This is a genomic window from Paenibacillus sp. J22R232, from assembly GCF_056269165.1.
Genome location: NZ_JBWDNK010000002.1, coordinates 171,014 through 196,546 on the forward strand (window position 1 = coordinate 171,014; position 25,533 = coordinate 196,546).

General features: G+C 47.1%; 14 protein-coding genes. 11 read left to right on the plus strand and 3 right to left on the minus strand.

Annotated elements, in window-relative coordinates; all coding sequences use genetic code 11:
- Positions 1 to 35: 35 nt before the first annotated feature.
- Positions 36 to 1,757, plus strand: coding sequence for a glycoside hydrolase family 2 protein (locus AC0YN3_RS07200; protein ID WP_475774437.1), 1,722 nt, complete (start codon positions 36 to 38; stop codon positions 1,755 to 1,757).
- Positions 1,758 to 1,789: 32 nt separating this feature from the next.
- On the plus strand, positions 1,790 to 2,707 hold the full coding sequence (locus AC0YN3_RS07205; RefSeq protein WP_475774438.1) for a glycoside hydrolase family 43 protein: 918 nt from the start codon (positions 1,790 to 1,792) through the stop codon (positions 2,705 to 2,707).
- A gap of 184 nt (positions 2,708 to 2,891) precedes the next feature.
- On the opposite strand, the gene AC0YN3_RS07210 is transcribed toward AC0YN3_RS07205, so the two are convergent.
- Positions 2,892 to 3,713: an AraC family transcriptional regulator gene (locus tag AC0YN3_RS07210; RefSeq protein ID WP_475774439.1), complete on the minus strand. Its 822-nt coding sequence runs from the start codon at positions 3,711 to 3,713 to the stop codon at positions 2,892 to 2,894.
- 123 nt (positions 3,714 to 3,836) lie between these two features.
- Between AC0YN3_RS07210 and AC0YN3_RS07215 the strand changes: the two genes are divergently transcribed.
- From AC0YN3_RS07215 to AC0YN3_RS07230, 4 genes are all read left to right on the plus strand, one after another.
- Positions 3,837 to 4,667 carry a phytanoyl-CoA dioxygenase family protein gene (locus tag AC0YN3_RS07215; protein WP_475774440.1) on the plus strand — a complete coding sequence of 277 codons (831 nt, stop codon included), beginning with the start codon at positions 3,837 to 3,839 and terminating at the stop codon, positions 4,665 to 4,667.
- Positions 4,661 to 5,554 (plus strand): sugar phosphate isomerase/epimerase family protein, encoded by an 894-nt coding sequence (locus AC0YN3_RS07220; protein WP_475774441.1) that lies wholly within the window; start codon positions 4,661 to 4,663, stop codon positions 5,552 to 5,554. Before AC0YN3_RS07215 ends, AC0YN3_RS07220 begins: the two co-directional genes overlap by 7 nt.
- Positions 5,555 to 5,909: 355 nt before the next feature.
- A complete protein-coding gene (locus AC0YN3_RS07225) occupies positions 5,910 to 11,915 on the plus strand; it encodes an Ig-like domain-containing protein (protein ID WP_475774442.1) in 6,006 nt (2,001 codons plus the stop codon).
- 103 nt (positions 11,916 to 12,018) lie between these two features.
- Positions 12,019 to 13,050 carry an S-layer homology domain-containing protein gene (locus AC0YN3_RS07230; protein WP_475774443.1) on the plus strand — a complete coding sequence of 344 codons (1,032 nt, stop codon included), beginning with the start codon at positions 12,019 to 12,021 and terminating at the stop codon, positions 13,048 to 13,050.
- A gap of 91 nt (positions 13,051 to 13,141) precedes the next feature.
- Here the strand turns inward: AC0YN3_RS07230 and AC0YN3_RS07235 are convergent, their stop codons facing one another.
- The gene (locus AC0YN3_RS07235) at positions 13,142 to 13,990 is read right to left on the minus strand and encodes an AraC family transcriptional regulator (protein WP_475774444.1); all 849 of its coding nucleotides are present in this window, start codon (positions 13,988 to 13,990) and stop codon (positions 13,142 to 13,144) included.
- Between the two features lie 213 nt (positions 13,991 to 14,203).
- On the opposite strand from AC0YN3_RS07235, the gene AC0YN3_RS07240 reads away from it, so the two are divergent.
- Complete coding sequence (locus AC0YN3_RS07240; protein WP_475774445.1) at positions 14,204 to 17,104, plus strand: glycoside hydrolase family 2 protein; 2,901 nt, start codon at positions 14,204 to 14,206, stop codon at positions 17,102 to 17,104.
- A 351-nt stretch (positions 17,105 to 17,455) separates the two neighbouring features.
- On the opposite strand, the gene AC0YN3_RS07245 is transcribed toward AC0YN3_RS07240, so the two are convergent.
- Entirely contained in the window at positions 17,456 to 17,734 is a 279-nt protein-coding gene (locus AC0YN3_RS07245) for a helix-turn-helix domain-containing protein (RefSeq protein ID WP_475774446.1), read from the minus strand.
- Between the two features lie 64 nt (positions 17,735 to 17,798).
- On the opposite strand from AC0YN3_RS07245, the gene AC0YN3_RS07250 reads away from it, so the two are divergent.
- The 4 genes from AC0YN3_RS07250 (at position 17,799) to AC0YN3_RS07265 (ending at position 25,442) form a co-directional block, all read left to right on the plus strand.
- A complete protein-coding gene (locus AC0YN3_RS07250; RefSeq protein WP_475774447.1) occupies positions 17,799 to 18,500 on the plus strand; it encodes a hypothetical protein in 702 nt (233 codons plus the stop codon).
- Entirely contained in the window at positions 18,497 to 19,048 is a 552-nt protein-coding gene (locus tag AC0YN3_RS07255; RefSeq protein ID WP_475774448.1) for a hypothetical protein, read from the plus strand. Before AC0YN3_RS07250 ends, AC0YN3_RS07255 begins: the two co-directional genes overlap by 4 nt.
- On the plus strand, positions 19,005 to 19,496 hold the full coding sequence (locus AC0YN3_RS07260; RefSeq protein WP_475774449.1) for an alpha/beta hydrolase family protein: 492 nt from the start codon (positions 19,005 to 19,007) through the stop codon (positions 19,494 to 19,496). The genes AC0YN3_RS07255 and AC0YN3_RS07260 overlap by 44 nt, the downstream gene beginning before the upstream one ends.
- 1,044 nt (positions 19,497 to 20,540) lie before the next feature.
- On the plus strand, positions 20,541 to 25,442 hold the full coding sequence (locus AC0YN3_RS07265; RefSeq protein WP_475774450.1) for an InlB B-repeat-containing protein: 4,902 nt from the start codon (positions 20,541 to 20,543) through the stop codon (positions 25,440 to 25,442).
- Positions 25,443 to 25,533: the final 91 nt, after the last annotated feature.

A 25,533-nucleotide genomic window follows, 5' to 3' on the forward strand; every position in this document is an offset into this window, starting at 1 on the left:
GCGCTGTCTGACAATAAGTTTATGGAGGAACATTCATGATTCGTACGTTTTCGCAACATGTTAAACGAGAGTGTGTGCTGCTCGACGGGCACTGGGATTTTGCTGTGGATGCGCACAATACCGGAATCCAAGAACAATGGTTTACTCAGTTCCCCGAGCACCCTCGCAAAATGTATGTTCCGGGATGCTGGAACAATGAAATGGGATTGTACGATTATGAAGGGGTAGCCTGGTACCGGACTTCATTTACGATCAGGTCTTCCGGACTTGCGAAGCTTATATTTCATGCGGTTAGCGGACAGGCGGATATTTATGTTGATGGCTTGCATGTAGGTGAGCATTATGGCGGTTTTACAGCCTTCGATGTGATTTTGCCTGAGCTGTCGGCTGGCGAGCATTCGCTTGTGGTCCGTACGGACAATGCTCATAACGAGCAGTCGATCCCGCTTGCACGCGTGGATTGGTATCATTACGGAGGTATACTGCGTCCGGTTGAACTTCAAATGTTGCCGGACATGTATATTGATAAAGTGAAAATCAAATATGTACTTAACGGAAATGATGCGAGTGTTGATATTTCCGTGCGTCTTCACAAACTTTCAGGCGTAAGTAAAAATATTCCTGTTACGATATCGCTGAATAGTGAAGTTGTGCATACGGCCCAAGAGGTTTGGCCAGAAGATCAGGAATATTTAGAGATTCTTGTCCGGCAACAGTGGCGGAATTTGCTTCTGTGGGAGCTTGAGAAACCTGAGCTGTATGCCGTTCATGTGATTGCGGGGAACGATGATTATGCTGACCGCATCGGGTTTCGGACTGTAGAGGTTAAGGACAAGCAAATCTTGCTTAACGGGAAGCCGCTGTATATTCAAGGGGTTAACCGACATGAAGAACATCCCGAGTGGGGCTTTGCGTTCCCGCCAAAATTGATGGACAAAGATTTGGATATTATCGAAGAATTGGGCTGCAATAGCATAAGAGGGTCCCATTATCCTCAAAGCGCTTATTGGCTTGACCTGCTTGACGAGCGAGGCATTGTTTTCTGGAGCGAGATTCCGCTCTGGCAGTATCACGTCCCGCATATGACAGATCCGTTAGTAAGCGAGAGGGCCATTCACATGCTGGAGGAAATGATCTCGCAGAACTTCCATCATCCAAGTGTGTTATTTTGGTCCGTTCATAATGAATGCGATACGAATACGGTAGAAGGTCTTGCGTTCACAAAGTTGCTCACCGATCGTGTCCGCGAGATGGATGACAGCAGGCTCGTCACCTATGCTACACATCAGGCTTTGGATGATCGTACGCTGGCTTTGTTTGATGTCATCGGAATCAACAAGTATTATGGCTGGTACGATGGCGAAGTGGAGGAGTTTGCCCAATTCATGAGCGATTACCATGCGTATGCAGAAAGCGTAGGCGCGGGCCACATCCCTGTCATTCTTGCTGAATTCGGAGGTGCCGGCGTGTTCGGAGATACGGGATGGGAAGAACGCAGATTGTTCAGTGAGGATTATCAGGCAGATGTTTTGAAGAAGTCGCTGACGATTTTCAGAGAAGATCGTCATATCGTCGGAACGTATATCTGGCAATTTGCCGACATCCGAAGCGATGCGCGCATGTTCCGCGATCGTGCCCGCAGTTTTAATAATAAAGGATTGGTGAACGAATATCGCAAGCCCAAGCTTGCTTATCGGGAAGTGCGCCGTATTTATCGCCAAGGCAGTGACGGGTATCAAGTAAGTGTCAAAAGGTAGTATTGATTATTCTAGGTACTTGGAGGCTTGATATGACAGTACAATACGAGGGCTATTTATTCGCTTACTTCAAAGGTGAATTTCATCCGGATGGTGAACAGATCCATTTCGCGCTTAGTGTAGGTAATGACCCTCTTCATTGGCAGGAGCTGAATGGTGGACGCCCGATACTCTTCTCCACACTGGGAGAGCGAGGTGTTCGGGATCCGTTCATCGTCCGCACGCCTTCAGGAGATGGATTTTATTTAATTGCAACCGACCTGAAAATATACGGCAACGGGGACTGGATACGTGCTAAGAATGCAGGAAGCCGTTCTATTATGGTCTGGAAGTCAGCAGATTTAGTTCATTGGTCAGAGCAAACAATGATTGAAATTGCACCGCCGGACGCCGGTAATGCATGGGCGCCTGAAGTGCTTTGTGGTGAGAATGGTGAATTTCAAGTGTTTTGGTCATCCTTCTTGAAGGATGAGGCAGGCTCGCTTGACAAGGAACCTTATCATAAAGTGTTGGTCGCGACAACGAAGGACTTCTCTACATTGAGCGAGCCGGCAATCTTTATGGATTACGGCCAGTCCGTAATCGATACAAGCATGATTCGGCATAACGGGCGGATCTACCGATTCAGCAAAGGAGATCATGTCTTTCAGGAGTCAGGAAGTCATTTCCATGACCTCGAGTTTACAATGATCAATCATAATGTGGAAGAGAAATTTATGGTTAAAGGTGAAGGACCGATCATTTTCAAGTCAAACTTGGAGGATAAGTGGTACTTATTTATCGACGAATTTGGTTTAAGGGGATACTTGCCGTTAGAGACAAACGATCTTGATTCGGGCGAATGGACGATGCCGGAGACATTCAAGCTGCCGGAAGTGCCGCGACACGGTTCCGTCATTTCAATAACGAAAGCTGAACATGATCGTTTGCTTACCTTTTACGGTATGTGATAAATAAACATCGAACATAAGTGAAGAATTAGCGATACCCATTAAAAGATAGCTGATTGCGATTAATTTCGAAAACCGCTATCTTTCCGCCAGCTCATCATAAGTGAAAACCTAGTATTAAATATCATACGCACTCTTTCTTTCTCCCAACTCGCTAGTTTTAACCCCTCTGAGCTCGTTTCCGTCATACCTTACTCTTAGAACGTACACCCATTGGCGAAAAATTATAGTAGCGTTTAAATAATTTACTGAATGTATAGATATCGGAATACGCGAGTGCTTCGGACACCTCTGTAACCGACATGGTCGTCTCAGTCAACAGATGCATAGCCCTCTCCATCCGGATCTTGGTGATTGTTTCCTTCAAAGATAACCCCGAATACCGCTTCAAAATCATACTCAGATAACGCGGGGTCAATTCTACTGCTGCCGCCAGTACATGATAATCGATTGGCTCCGACAACCTAATCTGTATCTCATTACGCACTTGCTGAACGATATGTTCATAATGGTAATTCTGCGTAGTCTCATGCTGCCGGTGCCGTTCTCTCTCCCACCATGTGAGTATCAATTTGAGCAATAAATCGAATTCTTCTTCTTCCCTTTGACTCTTCCAGGCAGCAAGGTCAACCAAAAGTTGCAGCAACGGCTCCAAACGATACGTATCCTTAACAAAGACAAAACGATCCTCTCCTAAAGGGAGAACTGTTTTCGCTTCATCCTCCATGTGATATGACTGAAAATGACAATAGATTACTGTTATTGGATTTTGGGGATCATGCACTGCCCGCATGTTATCACCTGGCCGCAGAATGAAAAAAGCACCTTGTTGCACAGGATAATGTTTTTCGTTAATCCACATATCCCCTCTGCCCGAGATGCAATACCATAAATCGTAGTCATCAAAGGGCGCAGGCTGCCAAGACCAGTTAGGTTCGCATTTCACCTTGCCGCTGATGCCGCTTAATGCAAAAAAACAGTTGTACAAGGTTGATTCCTTTGCCATATGAATGCCTCCGTTACATTAGCTTGTTAGTATTTATGTCCAAATATTAATTCGTTGAGTCTATCCAACTATCCTTCTTAATTAGATATGATAATGTCATAAATTCATTGGGAGGTATTGTATATGCCAAGTCTAGAATTGAGTGCAGAAGAAATTAACAGGGCTTTGTATAATTATGAAAAAGTGCAGGTAAGTCTAAAAGGTATAACTGATATTACAGATGATGTCATACGTGAGTACAAACAGCAGGGTTTCATTTCGTCGGACAACATTTTAAACGAAAAAGAAGTGACGCAAAGCATTGATGCTGTTATGCATCTGGGAATGGTCGATTCCAAAGGAGCAAAACTACAGTTTGTAAAAACGGAAAGCGAGCTAAAAACAATTGAGGAAAGAGAGTTGGCCTTACGTAAAATATACGAGTTCGTGAACGTTGAGGAACGATTACATGAGATTGCATACCATCCGGCTATTATTGACATCGTTACAAGAATTTTTGGAGAAGAGCCTAAGCTAATTCAAGATATGGCTCTGCTCAAGCCCCCGCATGGTGGAGGAGAGAAGCCTTGGCACCAAGATATGGCTTATGGCAACCTTACGTACACTAAAGCTGCTGTTGGTGTATGGATCGCTCTAGATGAAGCATCGGTAGAGAACGGCTGCATGCACGTCATTCCAGGCTCGCATCAAGAAGGAGCCACGCCTCATTATGCTATTAGGGATTGGCAATTATGCGATTCCCAAGTGCCTGTAGAACGAGACGTTGTGGTGCCATTGAAGCCAGGAGGCGTGTTGTTCTTCCATGGCATGCTCTACCACGGGACACCTTCGAATTTTTCCCATCTGCGCCGAAGAGCGTTGCAATTTCATTATATTCCTGCGTCGGCCGAAAAGATGGGACCTAAAGAGTATAAGCGCATGTTCACAAATGAGATGTCGGGGGCTGAATGTTAGAAGCAGTGAAATCCGGAATAAGCAGAAGTCAACGGCTTAATGCTCTGAGTCTTGATATCCAAATGTCGTGGTGGGCGATGTCGGGCTTGTCACCTAACGGGAGCACGGAGGAGAAATTCGAGCGCATTGCTCAAGCGGGTTTTTCCGGTGTGTTCGCTCGCCTACCACAACAAGGCCACGCCAATGAATGGATAAAATTTCTTGAACGGTATTCCTTGAGCTACGGGGTGCAATCCTTCCCGACTAGCGCAGACGAAATAGTTAGCATTATTCAGAAGGCCAAAGCACTAGGGGCAACCTATGTGAATGCACAAGTCAGAGACTATTACATGACGGAAGACCAAGCCATTACACGATTGAAACAATTGGTTGAAGTAACCACTGCTGCAAATTTTCCATGTTTCATTGAAACGCATAGAGGTACAATCACCCAAGACTTGCTCCGTACCATCGATTATTTAAATGTGATTCCTAGCTTGAAGCTAACGATTGATTTATCGCATTACGTGACAGCTGGTGAAATGGTTTCGCAAGCCGATTGGGACCAAGCCGAGCCTTACTTTGAGCAATTACTCAGAAGAACCGGCAGCATTCATGCACGGATCTCCGGAGGACAGCAAATCCAGTCAAAAATTGGTGGTGACAGTGGAAGCCCACTCCATCCCGCTGTAAATTCTTACGTTCGATGGTGGGCATCAGGCATGCGGCACTGGATTGCAAACGCAACATCAGATAACACATCACTGCCAGTTGTTTGTGAATTAGGACCGCCGGATTATGCGATAACATACTTTGAAACTAACGGCTCTCGGGAAATTTCTGACCGATGGCATGAATCCCTGCAATTGAGAGAAATGCTGAAGAAAGCTTGGGAGATAGCTCAATAGGAAGAGACAATAATGGAGCGTAAGAGACGAGGATGAACACCGTTAAGTCATGTCGTAATATGACAACTTGAAGGTGTTTTTCTCATGAGTTGAACGAACGAGTTCCGAGAAAAATGAAGATAGATTTCAAAAGGTTCGTAAACCTTGATTTTAATATTCTAGATGAAACAAGTTACAATTCCTATAATTGTAAGTGAAACCATACTAAATTAGGGGGATGGAACGTAGCCGGAAGGATCCATCTAAGAATAAACACAGAATATCGTGGTTTTCTAGGGAGGAAAAATTTGAAAGCGCTTTAATTATTAGTTGCAACTTGAAAAATATTCAGTACAAAGGAGTGAATATGATCAATATGAAGAAGAATTTGCATCGTATCATGATTGCTTTATTAGCCATCTTGCTGGCAAGCAGCGGGCTGATTGTTCCAGAAAAGAGGGTAAGCGCTGCGGCGGGTGACACGGCTAATTTGACGTTGAATCCTGGGTTCGAGACGGATCAAGCTGTTTCTGTTGTCCCTTCCGACTGGAACGCGATTCAGTCGGGAGGCACGACAACGACGCAGAGCGGAGGGACAGAGGGGGGTTATTCGGCAAGACTGAAATCGGTTACTAGGTCCGGGACCTTCGATAATCCGGCCGTCGGCATATATCAGCAGTTTACGGGACTTGAGCAAGGGACATACACGTTAACGGCTAGAATACGCACTAACAATCCTAATCCATCCAGCGTATCCATTCAAGAGGCCGCTTTCATGGAGGCTAGGAATACAGGTGCGCCAGCGATGAGAGCGTTCGTGAATCTGTTTGCTGAGAATAACACGGACTGGAACTTGGTCACACTTCGGAATGTTGTTGTATATAACGGTGAAGCTACGATCGGCTTCTATTTGAAGGATGCGGTGGCGGGAATGACTCTGGAAGTTGACGATGTCCAGTTCTATCTGGAACATTCAGATCAGAACCCGTTGCAGAACTGGGGGTTTGAGAGAGGCGATGTCTCTTCTTGGCAAACCAGCGGGAACCTCAGCGTAGTGACGGGGCAGGCAGATTCGGGTACGTATGCCGCGCGCTTGGAGGCTGGCGCCAAAGTCGCACAGACGGTGGCCGTGAAACCGAATACGGACTATATCGTGACGACAAGGGGCAAGGTGTCGGCTGGCAGTAACCGACTGCGTATCGGTGTCGACGGTATTGAGGAGACAAGGTCCGCTCCGTCGGCCACGACGGATTACACGTTGCTTCCGCTCTCATTCCGCACGGGACCGAACGAAACAAGTGCAACGATCTATGTTGAGCAGATCGCCGAGGATGGCGGATTCGGCTATGCGGACAGTATCAACGTGTTCGAGATCAATAACGACATCGTCAAAGGCATTGACGTATCGTTCCTGCCCCTCGTTGAGGATTATGGCGGTAAGTATAAAGCCAACGGTGTTGAACAAGACTTCTTCGAGATTATTCGGAATCGCGGCGTGAATGCGGTAGCGTCCATGTTCTTCGTAGAGTCCGGCAACTACGTTTACGAAGAGAGTGATTGGAAACAATACCAGGCCGGACTTAGGGAAGATCTTCCGATAGTAACCTATACCCCTACGTATATCAATGATTTGGAGCATTTGGGAACCAGAGATGTTCCACTGCAAATGTGGCCAGGATACTTTGGGAAGGAACAGGCACTGGAGCTCGGGCAAAGGGCCAAAGCGCATGGTATGAAATTCGAGCTGTCACTTCATTACAGCGACACATGGATGAGCTCGGGCAAAGCCTGGAAGCCGCTCTCGTGGTTTGGTCAAGATCTCGAGCAACTCCAGACAACGATGTACAACTACACGCACGATCTCATCAAATCAATGACGGATGCCGGAGTGCCGCCGCATTCCGTCAAGCTGGGCAACGAACAAAATTCCGGCATCGTATGGCCGGATGGGAAAATATGGTCTACCGGCCGGGACGGCTTCGCCAAGCTTGTCAACGCCTCCTATCAGGCGATGAAGGATGCTTCGCCGACGACTCGCGGCTTCATTCATTTGAACAACGGTTATTTGGTGGACTATACCAATCAATGGTTCGGTGTGAACGAGAACCTTGGCATGGACTGGGATGGCGAAGCCTACTCGCTGTATGGCGGTCGACCGACCGAGTCGATTCCGCTCATGCTGAGAAATAACCTGACGAAGTGGCAGGGCAAGGATGTCGTTTTTTCGGAAACGGGCCTGATGCATACCTCTGAAAATTACGATCCAAGCGGCAACGGTTCCGGTATGAAAAACAAATATTATGAAGTATCGCAACGCGGTCAATACAATTGGCTCATTGAATATATGCAAGCTTTCCGGGATGTACCTAACCCGCATGGAGCGCAGCTCGGCTTCTTCTATTGGGCAGCGGAATGGATTGCCAAGGGAGACGGTCATGACGAATGGTTCAGCCCGTGGCTTCCGGGATCCAGCACCTCACAGTACGGCAACAGTGTTGATTCCCGCACGCTCTTCACCTACGATGGGCATGCGTCCGACGGATTGTACGCCTATCTCTGGAGAGGCAAAGCGATTAGCAAACCGCTCGGGGGGGAAGTGTCTCATAACTGGGAAGCGCAGTTCTACGAGGTAGCACCGACTGAGGCGGAAAGTATTAGCGTACCGTCCGGGGCGCTCCAGCTGCGCGAAGGCGAGAGCGAACAGATTGTGCCTACTGTTCAACCGATGAATCAGTTCGTATATACCAACATGAAATGGGAAACAAGCGACAGCAGCGTAGCACAAATCAACAAGCAAGGAATCGTAACTGCCTTCAAGCCAGGTACGGCTACCATTACGGTAACTTTGGGCGAGCTGACGGCCACTCGTGAAGTCGTAGTAACGGCAGCGCAGCTTGCCGAATCGGTGACATTTACGAATCCGAGCATGACAGCGGGCAGCCAGAAAGCTGTCGTAGGCGATCGGATCCGCATCGCGGTGAATTTGTCCGCTGCCAATAATCGCAACGTTATTTTCACATCGTCCGACCCGAGTGTGGCGTCCTTCATAGGCGAAGCAGCAGAAACCTCCACGCCGGGTGAGCTGATCCAGCAGACGAATATCACGACAGGCGTTACGTTATTGGTGAAGAAGGATGGTGTATCGACGATCACGGCAACTTCGGCGGATGGGAACGCGACAAACAGCTTTCAATTAAACGCGGAGAAAATCGCGATTGAGGAAATCCAGATTAACGAAGACGATTTCGAGCTGGAGAAGAACCGCACCAAGCAGTTGGCGGCTACTATTGAACCCGCGAATGCCTCATTCCAGGACGTTATGTGGGAAAGTAGTGATGACAACGTCGCAACGGTTAGCGAGACGGGACTCGTGACCGCAGTCGGGAATGGCCAAGCGCACATTACCGTCGAGGCGATCGACGGCGGACTGAACGATTCCGTCAAAGTGACGGTTGTTGATGTGAAGACAAGCTCGATCGTGCTGGACCATGAGTTGATCCGGTTGCGCGCAGGCGAAAATACAGTTGTTCAGGCTACTGTATTGCCGGCGGATGCGGATAATCCGGCTATTCATTGGAATAGCAGCGATACCGATGTATTTACGGTCGACAACGGTGTCATTACCGCGGTTGCCGATGGAGCGGCTACTTTGACTGCAAGTGCGGTGGATGGCGGCGCGGAAATATCAATCGATGTCGTGATTGCCGATCGTATTCTGGTGGAAACCATAACCATCAACCCAAGCGCAGTTTCGGTGACAGCGGGACTGACAACTGCATTGTCAGCCGTTATTCAGCCTGCGTCTGCAGACAATAAGCAGGTCACATGGTCCTCCTCTGACGAATCGATTGCAACCGTCGATCAGAACGGGCTCGTAATCGCGAAGGGCAAAGGAGAAGCGATAATCTCGGTTACTGCTGCCGATGGAGGATTGACGGGAACTTCCATCGTAACGGTGGACGACGAGTTGCAGAAGCATTATGTGAGCACGGGATCGAATCGTCATCGGGCTGCAACGCCGGCTGCACATGCTCTGGACAACGATCCTGCCACGGGATGGACGCCTGGAGGTTACCGAGCGAATCAATCCGATATTTGGTGGGTGGACCTGGGGCAGCTTGCAGAGATTGAAGCAATCGACATGATTTTCTTTAGAGCACAGCGTTACAACGTTTCTGTCTCTGAATCGAATACAAGCAATTACGCCCAAGCGACTAATTTTACGAAAGTAGTGGATAATTCCGCCCAATTTAGCGCTAATGTCGAAGTCTCCCATTCGTTGCCTGCAGGCACGAAAGCCAGATGGATTAAGGTAGAGATATTTGAAGCAAACCCTCAAAATCAATGGCTGTATATCCGGGAATTCAAAGCTCACGGCCGTTTCCTGCCGCAGGTTACGGATGTGGCCTTGAACGCAAGCTCGGCAACGGTCATCATGGGGGATAGCTATAAGCTTCAAGCGGCGGTAAGTCCCTCTTATGCGCCGCAAGACGTGCAGTGGACTACAAGTGATCCGACTCTGGCCACCGTGGATGCGAGCGGCAACGTGACGACGTTTATTCATGATGGAATAGAAGGAGAAAGCAAGCAGGTGACGATTACGGCCACGGCTGTGAATGGTGTGTCGTCCAGCGCGGTGATCGATGTGAAGTCGCCGATTATCGTGGAAGGTATTGCGATTTATCGCCATGACAACCAACCGATAACGGGTCCAGGCATCGATGTGGCGCCAGGCACGGCGATCGATCTGGATGTCTCGATCTTCCAAGGCGATGCCGCTTACCGTTCGGTCAAATGGAATTCAACGGAGCCGGAGATTGCTTCCGTAGATCCTGATACGGGCGTGGTAACGGCGCTTCAGCCAGGAATAGCGGAAATTTCAATCGAGGTCGATTCTTACAGTAATTTGCCAGGAGGATTTATATTCGAAGATTCGATTAATGTCATCGTTCAAGAAGAAGGTGAACCGCCGATTTATCTGGCTCCGACGGGATTGCAAGCGGGAACGACGACGACGAATTCCGTGGAGCTGTCCTGGAACGCGGTGAACGGCGCGGGCGGCTACAATGTATATCGCGCTGCTGCGGCAGACGGGGAGTACGCGAAAGTGAACACTACCGTGCTGCCGGGCACATCGTATACCGACAGCGGTCTAATCGCTTCGACGACTTATTATTACAAGGTGACGGCGGTGAACGGCGCGCTGGAGAGTCTAAAGTCAGCGCACGCTTCGACCGTTACGACCGGTGAGGGTTCCGGACCGAGCGAGCTGGATGGCGATGGAAGCCTGCTAGGCCCGTCCGAAGCCTACGTCGGTCGGACGCTTGATCTGACGGTCGGATTGAACAACTTGAAAGGCAGCTTTACGATGCTTGAGGCGATTGTGAACTACGACCCGGAGAAGTTCGGTTTCGACACGATCGAGCATGAAGGCAAGACCAGGCTTGCCGAGAATGCAGTGACATCACTTGACGGTTCGCTGCAAGTGCTAGGCACGGCTGTAAAGCCGGATCAAGGACAGATCTATATGATTCTTGGAACCTTTGGCGTCCCGATTACCGCAGGGGGCAGTCTGCTCACACTTCATGGCAACGTCTTGGAGGACACCGAAGCAGGCACTACCCGCGTGTCCCTCTCGGATTTCGAGATTTCCTTTGAATCAGAAAGTGCAATCATTGATGTGACAAACGGTTGGCTGGATATAGAAGTAAAGTTGGCCGACAAGGCGGCGCTGGCGGATAAGATTTCCGAAGCGCAACTCTTGTACAACAGCACGACTGAAGGGAACGCGCCGGGACAATATCCGGCTCACGAAAGAGGAATCTTCCTCGCCGCTATTCAGGCGGCGGCAGCGATTAGTGGTAATGCCAATGCGACGCAGACCGATGTGAATACAGCAGCTACGCAGTTGGCGGCAGCCGTGACGACTTATCAGGGTACGGTCATTCAGGGAGCACCGGTCGATAAAGAGGCGTTGCAGGGGGCCATCGCGGCAGCACAAGTGAAATTAAATCGCTCCACGGCAGGCAATAAGGTGGGGCAGTATACGCAGGCGGCGAAGGAAGCGCTGGTAACTGAGATTCAAGCAGCGCAAGCGGTGAACAGCAGTGGCTCTGCTAACCAATCGCAGGTGAATCAAGCGACAGAGACGCTGAACAGCGCCTTACAGACGTTCACGGCACAGATAATCACCCTCGTCCCAGGCGCAGGCAAAGTGACGATCAAGGATCTGTCGATAATCGCCAAATATTATGGCGTGACGGATGAGGACGAGAACTGGAGCGAAATTGAGAAAGCTGACCTGTTCGAGCAAGGTCATATCGATATTGTCGTTCTGGCTGCGATTGCCCAGATGATTCTGGACGAGTGGCTGATGGAATAGTGGCGTAGCAAAGAGAACATCGAAAATCGATATCAATAGTGCGGGAGGCAGGCGGAATAACGTCTCCTCCCGTCCTGTTTACGAAAGGAAGGAATTGATATTCATGAGACGAATCTGGCTGGCTCTGACGGTGTTATTGCTGTCGTTTGCATGTGCATCCCCGTCTGCTGTCGTGCGGGCCACGGAGCTGCAAACGACGGACTTCGATGAGGCGAGCTTTGATCTGACAGCCGTCAAGAAGGACGGACTGCTGACGGTAACCGTGCTCGGTAAGCGATTGAAGGATGTATACGCCTATGAGCTGGTGTTTGAATATGACCCGCTCCGACTGGAGCTGATCGGGGCACAAACGGACATAAGCGGTTTTACGCTGGAGCCGATGCGGAAAGGAAGTCAAATCCTGCTGGCACATACGAAAGTGGGGAGTGCTGCTGGGGTAAACGGCGACGCCAAGCTGGCAGTATTAAACTTCAAGCGCATTCGCGGTGGAGATTCGTCGGTTATGCTAAAGGAGGTGAAATTGGTGAATTCCTCCCTCGCAATCGGAAGTTCGAAGTTAGAGGATCACGTTGCATTCACGGATGAACAAAAACGTACCGGACTGACCGACATAACCGGCCACTGGGCGGAGGAGCAAATCCGCACGGCAGTGGAGCTCGGCTTCGTGTCTGGCTACGGGGACGGCACCTTCGGACCGAGTCGTCCGATAACCCGAGCTCAGTTCGCGACGATGTTGTCTCGGGCGCTTCTACTGGAGTCGTCGGGAGGCATGAGCTTTATTGATAGCGGAAAAATTCCCGGCTGGGCAGTCGAGGCCGTGGCAGCGTCAGAGGAATTCGGACTCATCCATGGCTATAAAGACGGAACGTTCCGGGCGGAGCGGCTGATCAGCCGGGCGGAGCTGGCGACGATCATCGTTCGCGCGCTGGGCGTACAACCGAAAACCGGAGCTGTGCCCGGCTTCGTGGATACGGCGAAGATTCCGGACTGGGCGAAGTCTTCGGTGATGCTAGCGGTCGATCAAGGGCTGTTGCAGGGGCGGGGAGGCAATTTGTTTGCTCCGCTCGCCCAAGCGACGCGGGCCGAGGCAGTTAGTCTGCTACTTGATTTGCTTTATGAGAAGGCAGGTTTATAAAGGTGGAAGTGCACTGTGCGTATCTGCAAGGTATTTCGAATCTCTTATAATCATTACAATAGTTGCAGAGATGTTGTTAATAGCAGCATCTCTATTTTGCGACTTCTGCTTTATGAGCAAAGTGTCTCTTGCGGAATTCACTAGGAGAAACGCCGTTCATTTGTTTGAATATCGTACTAAAATACAATTCATCGGAGTATCCACACTCGGCAGCAACTTCTTTAATCGTTTCCTTTGAACGCAGCAATAAATGGAGTGCATGTTCATTCCGAAGTTGGTTTAAATAAGCTTTTGGGGAAACGCCAGCATACCTCACAAATAGTTTTCTTAGATAGGATGGGGATACAGCATGACTTTTAGACAACTCGCCGATTTTAATGTCCATATGGAAAAACATTTCAAGCTGACTTTTAACTTTTCCATAAATGTACTTGCCATTGTTATCTTCGATTGTCACTTCATCCGAGTTAATAAGTTTGGAGAGCAGGGAGAGTAGATAGCACTTGCATTCGATTTCAATGCTATGTACATCCGGAATAAATCGATTATTTAATTGAACGAAGAGATTATCGATTTGACTTGCCAATGGTTTTTCAAACCTTTCTAGGAATGGAAGCCCTAGCGTGGGGAGATTATATAGCTCCTCCCATTGTTTGTCTTTATAAGGTACTGCAATGCAATCAAACAGTACCATAATGATATGAAATGGAAATTCATTATTTGCTATCATGCGCACTTTTTGGCCAGGCGGGAGATAAGCGAGCATACCCGATTCGACCTCGAATGAGCCTGCCTCAGTAATAAATTGACCTCTTCCCTTGTGAATCCAGTAGAAGCTGTGGATCGATGTATTTATACGAGGTCCGTTCCAACCCTGATGGGTGGGTTTGTCATATACCCATAGTATTTTCAATGTAATATCGTTCAAGTTAACCGCCATAGATCAATCTTCTCCTTGAGCGTTTTCTCTTGGTATAAGATGTTTGTGCAATCATATCAATCCCTTTTTAAAAAAACAATCATCGAAAAATTAAGCTTTGTAAGTGGAGCGATTTCTCGATGAAATAAATGTTTTTATCCATCCTCCGAGGAGACGAAAAACCTTACAATGGATAAAAGGCAGATCAAGGAGGACGAAGGGAGTTTTTAAGAAATGAAAACAATATCGAAGAGTTTTGAACTGAGATATTTCAGCCGTGACACTAAAGCAAACGGTGAAACTGATTTTAAAGGAGAAACATCTGTACTTGATACAAGGCAGAGAATATCGTTTCTCAATGAATATGCCAATCAAATGGAGAAGAATCTTAAAGATGTTGATTTATATAACCCAATTGTTACTGCAAGTGAAGTAAACGCTGTTTTAGGGAAAATAAAATCTCAGCCCCTGCCAGAGCATAGAAAAAGAATCGTTTTGGATGAATGGACCTGGGTGGGGTATGGATCTGGAAAAGAAAAAAGACAAAGTGAGCAAAATCAAGAATGGAAAGAAAATAAAAATATTTGTATTACCGAGAAATGTCTCTGCTTTAACGATGAAACTTCTTTTCATATCGATTTGCCATTACAGGATTGGAATTGCTTTTTAGAGTGGACACTTAAGGCCGAATGTTCTGTTGAAGATTCTGTTTTCTCGCTTGGTGAAGCTGTAACCATCGGTTTTGATTCAGAAAAAAATCCGTATTACATAACGGATGGCAAGAAAATCACATTACCTATAATCAATGGTGAAATTACATGTAAAATTGAACTTGATTTTGTGAATAGAAAATATAATCTCTATTTAAATGATAACGTAGCAGCTGATTTTATTGAATTTTCTGACTTAACCGAAGATAACATTTCAAAATGGGTAGTATCCGGCAAGAAAGGATTAAAAATAGAACGTGTATGGGGTGTAAGCTATAAACGGCTTACAGAGAATGAGTTTGAACCGTTTAGTATTGAAACCTATATTGATGAGGACTTTACAACACCAATCCTATCAGATGGGTGGAATCAATTAGATTATGACAATTCCGGATGGTCAAAGGGAACATTACCAATTGTTCATGGCGGAGAGCGATATGCCGGTCAAGATATTCTCATGCGAAAGAAAGTATACATAGATAAAGTACCTCCTTATGCAGAGTTATATATCGAGAGTCTAACACCTGGCGGCGAAATCTATATCAATGGAGAACTTGCAGAATTAATTAAAGATGAATATATGCGTATGCTGAATATCACGTCATTCTTAAGGGCAGGCGAAAATCTCATTGCGGTAAAAGTATTCAGCGATAAAATTAAAGACTCAGAAAAGATGACGCATTCTCATACAGATTTGTATACAGGCTGGTTTGCAGGTCGTATGCATTTAGATCTTCTCCCTAGTATTTATATTGAAGATGTATTCACATGGACAGATTCTATTCATGAATATGCTGCAATCCAAAAGGTTAAAATTTCTGTAAAAACGCAAAAAGGACTAAGCTCTTCATATGTTACTAATCATAACTTATGTGTAAAAATAATGCCGTGGTTTCCTGAGGATGGACCTATATGTGCACAAGAGAACTGGACAACCGTTACCAATGCTAATTTGACAGAAATAACGGAAGGGAACTTGGAGATTGTTTCTCCGAACTTATGGACAAGCGATCATCCGAATTTATATAAGGTAGTCGTTGAATTATATGATAGCGAAAATAATAAATGTGACGATTATGTCCTTACAACAGGAATACGGACTGTAAGCCAAGAAGGCGGGATTTTCAGGATTAACGGAAAGCCTGAACTATTGCGGGCTCCTCTATTGTTTGGGGCAAGACCTCCTATGGATACCATTGCTGCATGGGAAAAGTGTCCACCAGCGGAGTATTATATAGAAGAAATGCTTATGGTACGTAAAATGAACGGAAATGGCTTTAGAATGAGCGTACATGATGAGAGAATGGGAGGAATAAATGATCCTCGTGTTTGTGAATATGCAGATCAATTAGGAATCATGTTAGTTTGGCAGACTTCTGCATGGCTAAGGCTGACTTCAGCAACTAACTTGGATCTTTATGGTATGGCATCCTGTATCAAACAAGTACGTAATCATTGCTCAATTGTTATATGGCAGCCATCCAATCATCCCTCATGGAAAAATTGGAATACTGTAATGAAGATGTATCACAAGATTTATGATATCATCACACCTTTGGATACTAGCAGATTGATATCTCCTTCAGCAGATAGCCGTCGATTAAATCCCTATAATGATAGTGGAACCATCGACTATGAAGGAAATCCAGTCGATAATTGTGATCCAATCTGGACTGCACCATTAATCTGCAGAGGCAATATGGATTATATTTTAGGGTATGGCAATGATTGGCCTGCGCTTCGTCAATGGCCAAATGTCGAGAAACAAAACTTACCTGCTTATATGGATACAACATCGTATATTCAAAGTTTTATTGACAGTAAATATAGAGCATATTTTAATTTTGAACACGATGAAACAGCGGGTCAACCCAATTGGGATCTTCATAAGGGCAAGCCCACCTATCAGGTTAGAAGTTATGAATGGCGATATGAAGAAGGTTCCATAGGACGCACCCTGGAATTTAATGAATGGAAGACAAGTCAAGCATGGCAAGCTTTTGAAGCCTATGAGGTAATCCGTAAAAGTCGTTGGCTTGATTATGATGGCTTTTCCTGGTGTTGCCTGCGCGGTGGCCCAAACACAGGAACCTATCAAAAACCTTTAATTGATTACTTTGGGCAGCCTAAGTTGGTATACTATGTGCATCGTATGGTGTTTCAAAATGTATTAGCAGGCAGCGGAAATGTAGATATTGTTTATGGACCTGATGATGAAATACCTATTATCGTGTTTAATTTGGGGGATCGGAAAGTTGTGGAAGTAGTTGTTGAAATATTATCGATAACAGATGATATTATTGAAACTCGTATTTATCCAAATGTTATTTTACCCGAAGGACGTACAGTTACTCAGCTAGAATCATATAAGCCCTCGACCAAATTAGAAGGTTTATATAGTGTTCGGTATGCTGTTAATGGATGAGTATAAAAGGATAACGGGCTCGTTACTTATTTGAAATTGCAATAGTTTGCCTAGTATTTTATTTTGTGCGAAGAGCTCTCGTGCGCACAATTTGTTTGTGAAGCGTTGGTAGATGCTAAAAACGAAGGAGCTAAACGATTACAGGCGGCTTGCTCCTTCGTTTTTGTAACATTGACTCAAATCTTGGAAGGAGATGGCTCCCGCGGGTTTTAATTCGCTTATGCTAACTTAATAGATTGTCAAACAGGTTTACGTTTATTACGAATATTATTATACATGCCCTTGAAGTCCTCCTGCCTTAACTCAGCTCTTGAGCCTCCTCACAACAAACACGCCCATGAATTGCCTATTTTACTCACCTACCTCTTCATGAAGAAGCTGCTCTTTATAATCTGTCGGGGATTTGCCTGTCACTAGTTTAAATACTTTGGTGAAATAGTGTCGATCCGTATATCCTGTAATATCGGCAATTTCTTTTAGGGGCATATCGGGATGAATTTTCATAAGCTCCTTCGCTTTATCAATGCGCAGAGCGGTTAAATAATCGACAAATGTTACTCCGTGATGCTTGCGAAATAGATTTCCTAAATGAGTGCTCGAAATTTGAAATCTATCCATAATGTGAGTCATAGATAATACTTCACTTAAATTTGCAGCCAAATAGTCTGTAATTTGCTCGATTAAGTGTATCCCTTTGTTAGTGATGGATTCAAGCTCTTCAAATCGGAAAATATGGGACAATAAGCTGTATCTGGTAGATAAGGAAAACCCCAGCGCTGTTTATACGGCAGATGCATACCGCGGCATCCTGTGGGATGATTTTGTGGATTTCAGAGAAGGATCCTATAACGACTATCTGATGAAATTATCAGACGTGATTACAAGTGTCGTTGACGTACCTGTCGTGTTTAAGCATGTATCAACACCGAGGAAATATTTTGTTAATGATAAACAGAATGGAGGATTTGCGGGAATTGGAGGAGAGATCTATGGCGACACTCAGTATCGTGTAAGAGAGGTTTCGGGGTATACGTTTTCTCTTGCTGAGCAATCGGCACAAACCTTATGGTTTCTAACGACGGAGACTCAGCTGGATGAAAATATGGAACGCAAATATCAATCTGGGGAAAAGGGTTATCCAGATAAAGAAACGATGTTTAATCATTTTGACTTACTTTTGGATACGGGTAGTAAAGGCATATATGACTTTTTATTTAATTGCGATTTTTACACTTCCTGTCAAGAGGCTTATGGGTATTATACAGCTAAACCGGTGCAGTTCGATTGGTTAAGGAATATAGGGATGGTATTCTTACGCTTGAATCTATTGACCATATTGAAAGCTATAAACCGGAGCCGTATTTCGTTTATCCAGCGGGTGAGTCATGGTGGATGATAAATAGACGTAATATCGTGCTTGCAGGCGATGATTATCGAGGGACAGCTGTGCTGCAAACCTTTGATAATAAATGGGTTCTTCCAACCTTTGATCCCGGTGCGTCAACGAATGTTATGGTTGTCAGCTTGGAGGACGATCCAGCTACGACACTCTACGGTGCAGGTTTGCTAGCTCAGGGAAGTCTGAAGAATGGCAAACGAAATATTGTTTACATGGGTTATCGTAAAAACCTTGGTGATTTGCCAGAGATTGATCAATATTTTACGAACGAATATACGGAATTAGAGGATGGAACAAAGGTACAGGTGCTTAATCCCAATGCGACAAGTACGGCAGAAGTGTTATACCGTACAACGGATGGCAAGCCTTGGGGAATAAGAGACGGAAAGCTTTGGATTATTACAGACCCGGATTGGATGATAGAAGCTACTGTCGATGTTCCCAAGAGGCAAATAAAGTATTTGGATGAGTTGGATTTTACAACAGACAATAGCAGCGGAGGTGAAACAGCTTGGCAGTTCCATTGCCGCTGTAGAAATCCATAAAATTCAGATGAGTTTAGGTTATCTATTATCACGGGAAGATATTGACGCTGCCAAAGTAGGTATGATCGGATTATCGTATGGAGGGTTTTATACGCTATATACAGCCGCTGTGGATACTCGGATCAAGGCGGCATACTCATCTTGCTTTTTCAACAACCGATTTCTATACGATTTGCCTGACTTTACGTGGTTTAATTCTGGAAACACCTTTCTGGATGCAGAAATAGGTGGATTAATTTGTCCGCGATATTTGCATATTGAGATTGGGAAAAGAGATGAATTGTTTCATTTTGTGCTTGCGCTTGAAGAGATGGATAAAGTGGCTAAGTCCTATGAACAATTGAAAATAAAGGACCGCATAGGTTTAGAAGTTTTTGATGGCGCTCATGAACTGAATACTGATGATCTAGGAATCGATAGGTTTTGTCTAGCTATCCTTAGTATGTAAAGATTATTTATAAGTGAGTCAAAAAGGCTGCCTGGTACGATCAAGATCATTGATCTATCAGGTTTTTTCGTTTTAGTCTCAAATCTTGCAGTATAATAACAGATGTAAGTTAAATGAGAAAGGAAGCTTCCTCTTATGCAACCTATTAAAGCGATATATAGGCAATTTTTAAGCGAACCGATGTGGTTCAAAATAATGCTTCTAACCGCTTTGCTTCTATCGATAGTACTTAGCGGTTCCTATTTTTCGGACCATGCTTATTATCAAAGCCTTTCTAAATTAGCAGCGGCAATCTTCTTCGGTTCATATGGAATAAAGATGCGGAGAAATAAGAAGGTGTCTGGCGCCTTTTTCATTGTAGCAGCTGTATGCGTTTATTTGGCTTGGAGCGCCTTAAGGAGTGCAGTTCTTTAAGCTGATGCTCGCGCGAATTGCTTTAAGCAGTCTTGGCGCCGTTTCCCGCCTAGACTTTTCTTTAGCCGGCGTAAGGTCGGGACCATTAACCGCAATGGTCGTTGGGATACGGGCCATATCTTAAAACAACAAAGCGAGTCCCCATGTATTCATATACATCGGGACTTTTTTGAATTTAGGCAGATCTATATTTGCATTCAGTCGATGAACGAATAAACCGCTTAAGAACAAGTATAGGCACGGGTTAAGTTAGGTATTCGAATGAAAAGAAGATAGATATTTTTCGGAACGGATTTGTTTTTTGCATAATAATCGCCTACTCTCGCAACCGATCTCTACCTTGGAAAAATTTCAGCAGTGGTATATTTAAGGAGGAAATATATTCACCACGGGCTATATGTAAATTTCGGTGAAGAATTGGGAGCATCGCAATAATGTTGAAGTAATGGATTAGTCCCTTTTGAATGCGGTTACACCCGGTTATTTTTTACGAAGGCGGAGGTGTTCATGGCACAGTATTTAAGTAACGGTCTACATTTTTCGTGAAATCGTTTTCTGTGAAATTCCCTTTTTACGAATCATTCCTATCTTATCAATAACATTTTATCAATAAGGAGATTGAACATTTCCATGAAACAAACAAATCAGCTGAACCGAAAACGTTTCCTCAGTCTGCTTCTCACTCTGGTGCTGATGGCCTCGGTCTTTACCATGCCGACGGTTCAGGCCGAATCTTTAACGGATGCACCGGTAACGGCGGGGGCCACCAAAGCGAACAGCGCCATCCCGGATCGCATACGTGATGGCGTTATCCTGCACGCCTTTGACTGGAATTTAAGTGTCATAGAGGAAAACCTACAGGTTATCGCTGACGCAGGGTACACGGCGATACAGACTTCTCCCATCATGGGCAGCGCCTCTGGGGCCAACTGGTATTTTGCCTATCAACCCAGCAACATGCTCGCTGGAGGCAAAGGCAACAGATACGGCGACAGGGATGCATTTGTCAGCCTGACCACCGCCGCCAAAGCGCTTGGCATCAAGGTTATCGTCGACGTGGTGCCTAACCATATGGGCAGTACCGGCAACTCGGATGCCCCGTGGAATGACAACGCCTATTTCCACAATGTGAGCGGCAGCGTAGGCTATAATGACCGTTTTCTTCTGACCCAGCCGAATATGATCAGCGGGCTAAGGGATTTGAACACGGGCTCCAAGTTTGTTCAAGATTCCTACATCGCATACTTAAAGGACATGATCGACGCTGGCGCGAGCGGCTTCCGCTATGACGCCATCAAGCACATCGAGCTTGACGACGACGCCCCTTCCCCGGCGAGCATTGCCGCGGGTTATCCCGATGGGGAGTTCAAAAGCGATTATGTGAAAAATGTGACCGGCGCCGCTAAAGCCTACTTTGAGGAGAATGGCAAAGTGAACTTCCAGTACGGCGAGGTGCTGCAAGGGGGAGATCCCAAGAACGACAGGATGAAAGGCTATGCCAAGTATATCGACATGACTGCTTCCAAGTACGGGCATGATGTACGTGGCGTCCTCGAGGTGGGGGACATCGGTCGTCTCGACAAATGGGCGGATTACGCGGCCGAGGGCCTGTCGGCCGACCAACTGGTACCCTGGGTGGAATCCCACGACACCTACAACAACGAAGGAGAGTCCCTGAGCTTCAGCCCGAAGCAGATCAGACAGGGCTGGGCCATTATTGCCGCCCGCAAGGACGCATCCCCCCTCTTCTTTGCCCGTAATGTCAACGCTGACGGCAGCCAGAGAACCAGCGTACTGACTGCAGACAACGTAGACAATAACCGGCCTCAGTGGAGCCATCCCGAAGTGGTGGCGGTCAACAAGTTCCACAACGCTATGGCGGGACGGGACGAGAATCTGGTAAGCCTCGGTAACAATGCCGTCATGATCGAGCGCGGCACAACCGCGGACGGCGGAGGCGCGGTGCTGCTCAACACCAGTACAACCGACCGCGTTCTAGGCAGTGTGCCTGTGAGTTTCTTAAAGGATGGCTTCTATGCTAATGCACTGAATCCGGCCAACATCTTTACTGTATCAAACGGCAGAATCAGTGGTACCCTTCCAGGAAATCCTGCAAAAGCTAATAACACTGACACCGGCAGCAACCCCGGCCTTGTGGTTCTAATGGAGAAGAAGGTCGCAACCTCCGCCGTTCTGGCTGCTTTGCCGAGCGATGACGATGTGCTCGCCGGTAACAGCTTTACCGGCAATCAGCTCAAGCTCAGGATGTCCGCCATCAATGTGACGAGTGCCAGCTACGCTATTAATAACGGCGATGCTGTGAGCTTTGCTCATAATGACATCATCACCGTGAACGGCAACTACAACGAGCCGATTACCGTTACGTTGGTGGGCAGGACAGTCGATGGGGATTGGATCACCAAAGCGTTTGCCTACACAAGAGTCGAGCCTGTAGGAGCGGTCGTTCCGCCGGTCGCAGAGCCAACGCATGTCAATGTATATTTGTCGATCAATCGTAATGCGAATTTCCAAGCTTGGGGTACCCACACCTTCGGAGTGAGGACCTATACGTACAACCCTGAGTTGTTCGGCGGATGGCCTGGCGGTACGATGACGAGACTGAAATACAATGGCGTCGACACGCATTGGTATAAGATTAGTATGCCTCGGGCTGCCGTAGGCGGAATCATCTTCAATACCCAAAACAACTCGGGCACTGGTCAACAATCCGGTCAACCGGCGATTACCGCTTCAATGCTGAATAATGAGCAATTATATTTCTATGGTACGGGAGCTTCGGGCTATGGCATCAACACTGGCGCCAACTGGGATACGACCTTTGCCGCAGGCAACAATATCGGCTTCGCAAGCAGCAACGTATTCCCGCCGGGGCGCAATGGCGTGATTTTCAACACATCGGGCGGAAGCTCGGTCGTCAATCAATATGTTCGCGAAGGGGAAAAGGCGATTCGGCCGGCAACCGACCCGACTCGCAGCGGTTATCTTTTCGACGGAAAATGGTATACCGATTCGACTTTCACGCAGGAGTATAGTTTCAACGCTCCCGTAGTCAACACTCTCGGCGACGGTCATATTTACGCCATGACTCTCTATGCCGGTTGGATCCAGCTGGAAGCCGACAAATTCCTCGTCCAGTTCAACTCTCAGGGCGGTAGTTCGGTCATGTCCATCCCTAACGTGGCTGGCGGCAGCAGCATCACTGCGCCGCAACAGCCAGTCAGAAACGGATATACTTTCGCGGGATGGTACAAGGATTCGGCCTATAATAATGCGTGGAGCTTTGGCTCCGATAGCGTGACGGCGGCGACAACGCTCTTCGCCAAGTGGGATGCTTTATCTTACGCGATCACCTATAAGGACGGTGGCGGATCTGCCGTTATGCCAGGCAGCCAGCAAGTCGCCTATACCTTTGAAACGCCGACGTTTAACCTGGCCGAGCCAAGCCCCAAGGATGGGTATAGTTTCAATGGCTGGTATACCGACTCGGAATTCCTGCCGAGCTCAAAGCGAACCAGCGTTGCAGCCAACTCTGTCGGAAACTTGACATTGTACGCCCGCTTTACGGCGGATACCTACCGTATTTCGCTGGATCCTCAGAGCGGGTTAGGCGGTACGGAAAGCATTTCGGTCAACTATGGCGGCAAGCTGCCACTAGGAATCACCCGCCCTGAAAAGGCTGAATATTCTTTCCAAGGCTTCTACGCGAACACTGGCGGAAACGGCCAACAGTATTACAACAGTGACGGCGTCAGAGTATTTGAGGGCAACTGGTCGACCGCATCCGTCAGCAGCTTCTATGCTCATTGGATTCTCAAGGATGATCCGGATATTGCCACTGTAGCAGCGGCGGCGGCAGCCCTCGAAGTGGGTTATGCTGCAGGCAACAATGCAGCTCATGTCACACAAAACATAACACTGCCAACAACGGGGTTAAATGATGTCACCGTTTCCTGGTCAAGCGACAATCCTGGGATCATTCATGCAGATGGCGCAGTTGTTCGTCCATTAGCAGGTGCGGCAAACGCCACTGTTACTTTGACTGCAACATTAACGAAAGGCGAAGTGACGGATACGAAAACCTTTACGGTAATCGTTATGTCTATGGAGACCGAGGCTATATCTGTTGAAACGATAAATATTAACGGCCATGACGCGATCACAACTAAAGGCGGTACGCTTCAGCTAACAGCAGAGGCGCTGCCGGCAGATGCAACGAACAAAGCGGTCATCTGGTCTGCCGAGAACGGAACGGGAAGCGCAACGATCGATGAGTCGGGTTTATTGACTGCAGTGAGCGACGGCACCGTTACGGTGAAGGCGACGGCAGCCGATGGTTCGGGCATCGCGGGAACGAAGTCGATTACGATTAGCGGCCAGGCAACAAGCAATCCGGAGCCAACGAATCCCCCTAGCCATCCAGGACCATCGACGCCGGCGCCAACAGATGTAATTAAGAATGGAGACAAGGCGATTGTGGAGTTCGGCAGTGGTATCACATCGAAGTCCATTCCCGTACGGGATATCGGCGGACTATCCCTGCAGGTGAAAGCCGCGAATGCGGTTCTAACGATTCAAGCGGATACGCTGAAGCAATGGCTGGCTCAGGCGGGGAATCCGTCCGGGGCAAATATTGAAGTAACCGTAGCGCCAGTAACTGCCGGCGATATGGCGAATGCTCCAGCCCAAGGTGGTCAAGCGCACGTAGAAGTTGCAGGCGTGGTCTATGACATAACCGTTAAGCTGAAGCATGACAACCAAGTCATCGAGATCAGTAATACAGGTGGCGGAGTTGAAATTGCCTTGCCTTATCGCAATGATGCCGATGAAGACCTGCTAGGCATTTATTATTACAATGAAGCAAGCAAAGAGTGGGAATATGTAGGAGGCAGCGTAGATGCTGCCAAGAATACCGTGACGGTTACGCTTGCGCATCTGAGCAAATATGCAGTGCTGGAATACGCGAAGTCATTCACGGACGTTCCTTCGAACCACTGGGTTTCTCGGACGCTGGAGGTGCTGGCTGCGAAGCATATCATTAACGGCACAAGCGATACGCGCTTCACGCCAAATGGACACACAACCCGCGCTGAATTCACATCCTTGCTGGTGCGGGCGTTAGGCTTGGCGAATGCGGCAAGCTCAGTTCCGTTCGACGATGTTCAAGCGAGCCAATGGTATGCGAAAGAAGTTGCGATTGCTTATGAAGCAGGGCTTGTCTTGGGAGTAACGGAGACCAAATTCGATCCAAACGCGAAAATCACCCGTGAGCAAATGGCGGCACTGCTCGTTCGTGCCTATGAGTACAAGAACAGTGCAATTGCAGTGACTGGTCAAGAAACAGCCGGTCTCAAGGATGGCTCAAGCATCACTTTATGGGCAGTAGAAGGAGTGAATAAAGCCATCGCTGCAGGACTTCTGCAAGGAAAAGGAAACGGAATCTTTGATGCATCGTCTGACGCCAACCGCGCGGAAACCGCGCAAGCCATCTTGAATTTGTTCAATAAGCTATAAGATGGAATAGAACGGTTAAGAGACTGTTAATCCGCCTAAGGGCACTCGGGATCTGTCCGACAGGTCCAATGTTTTCACCGGGCGATAACAC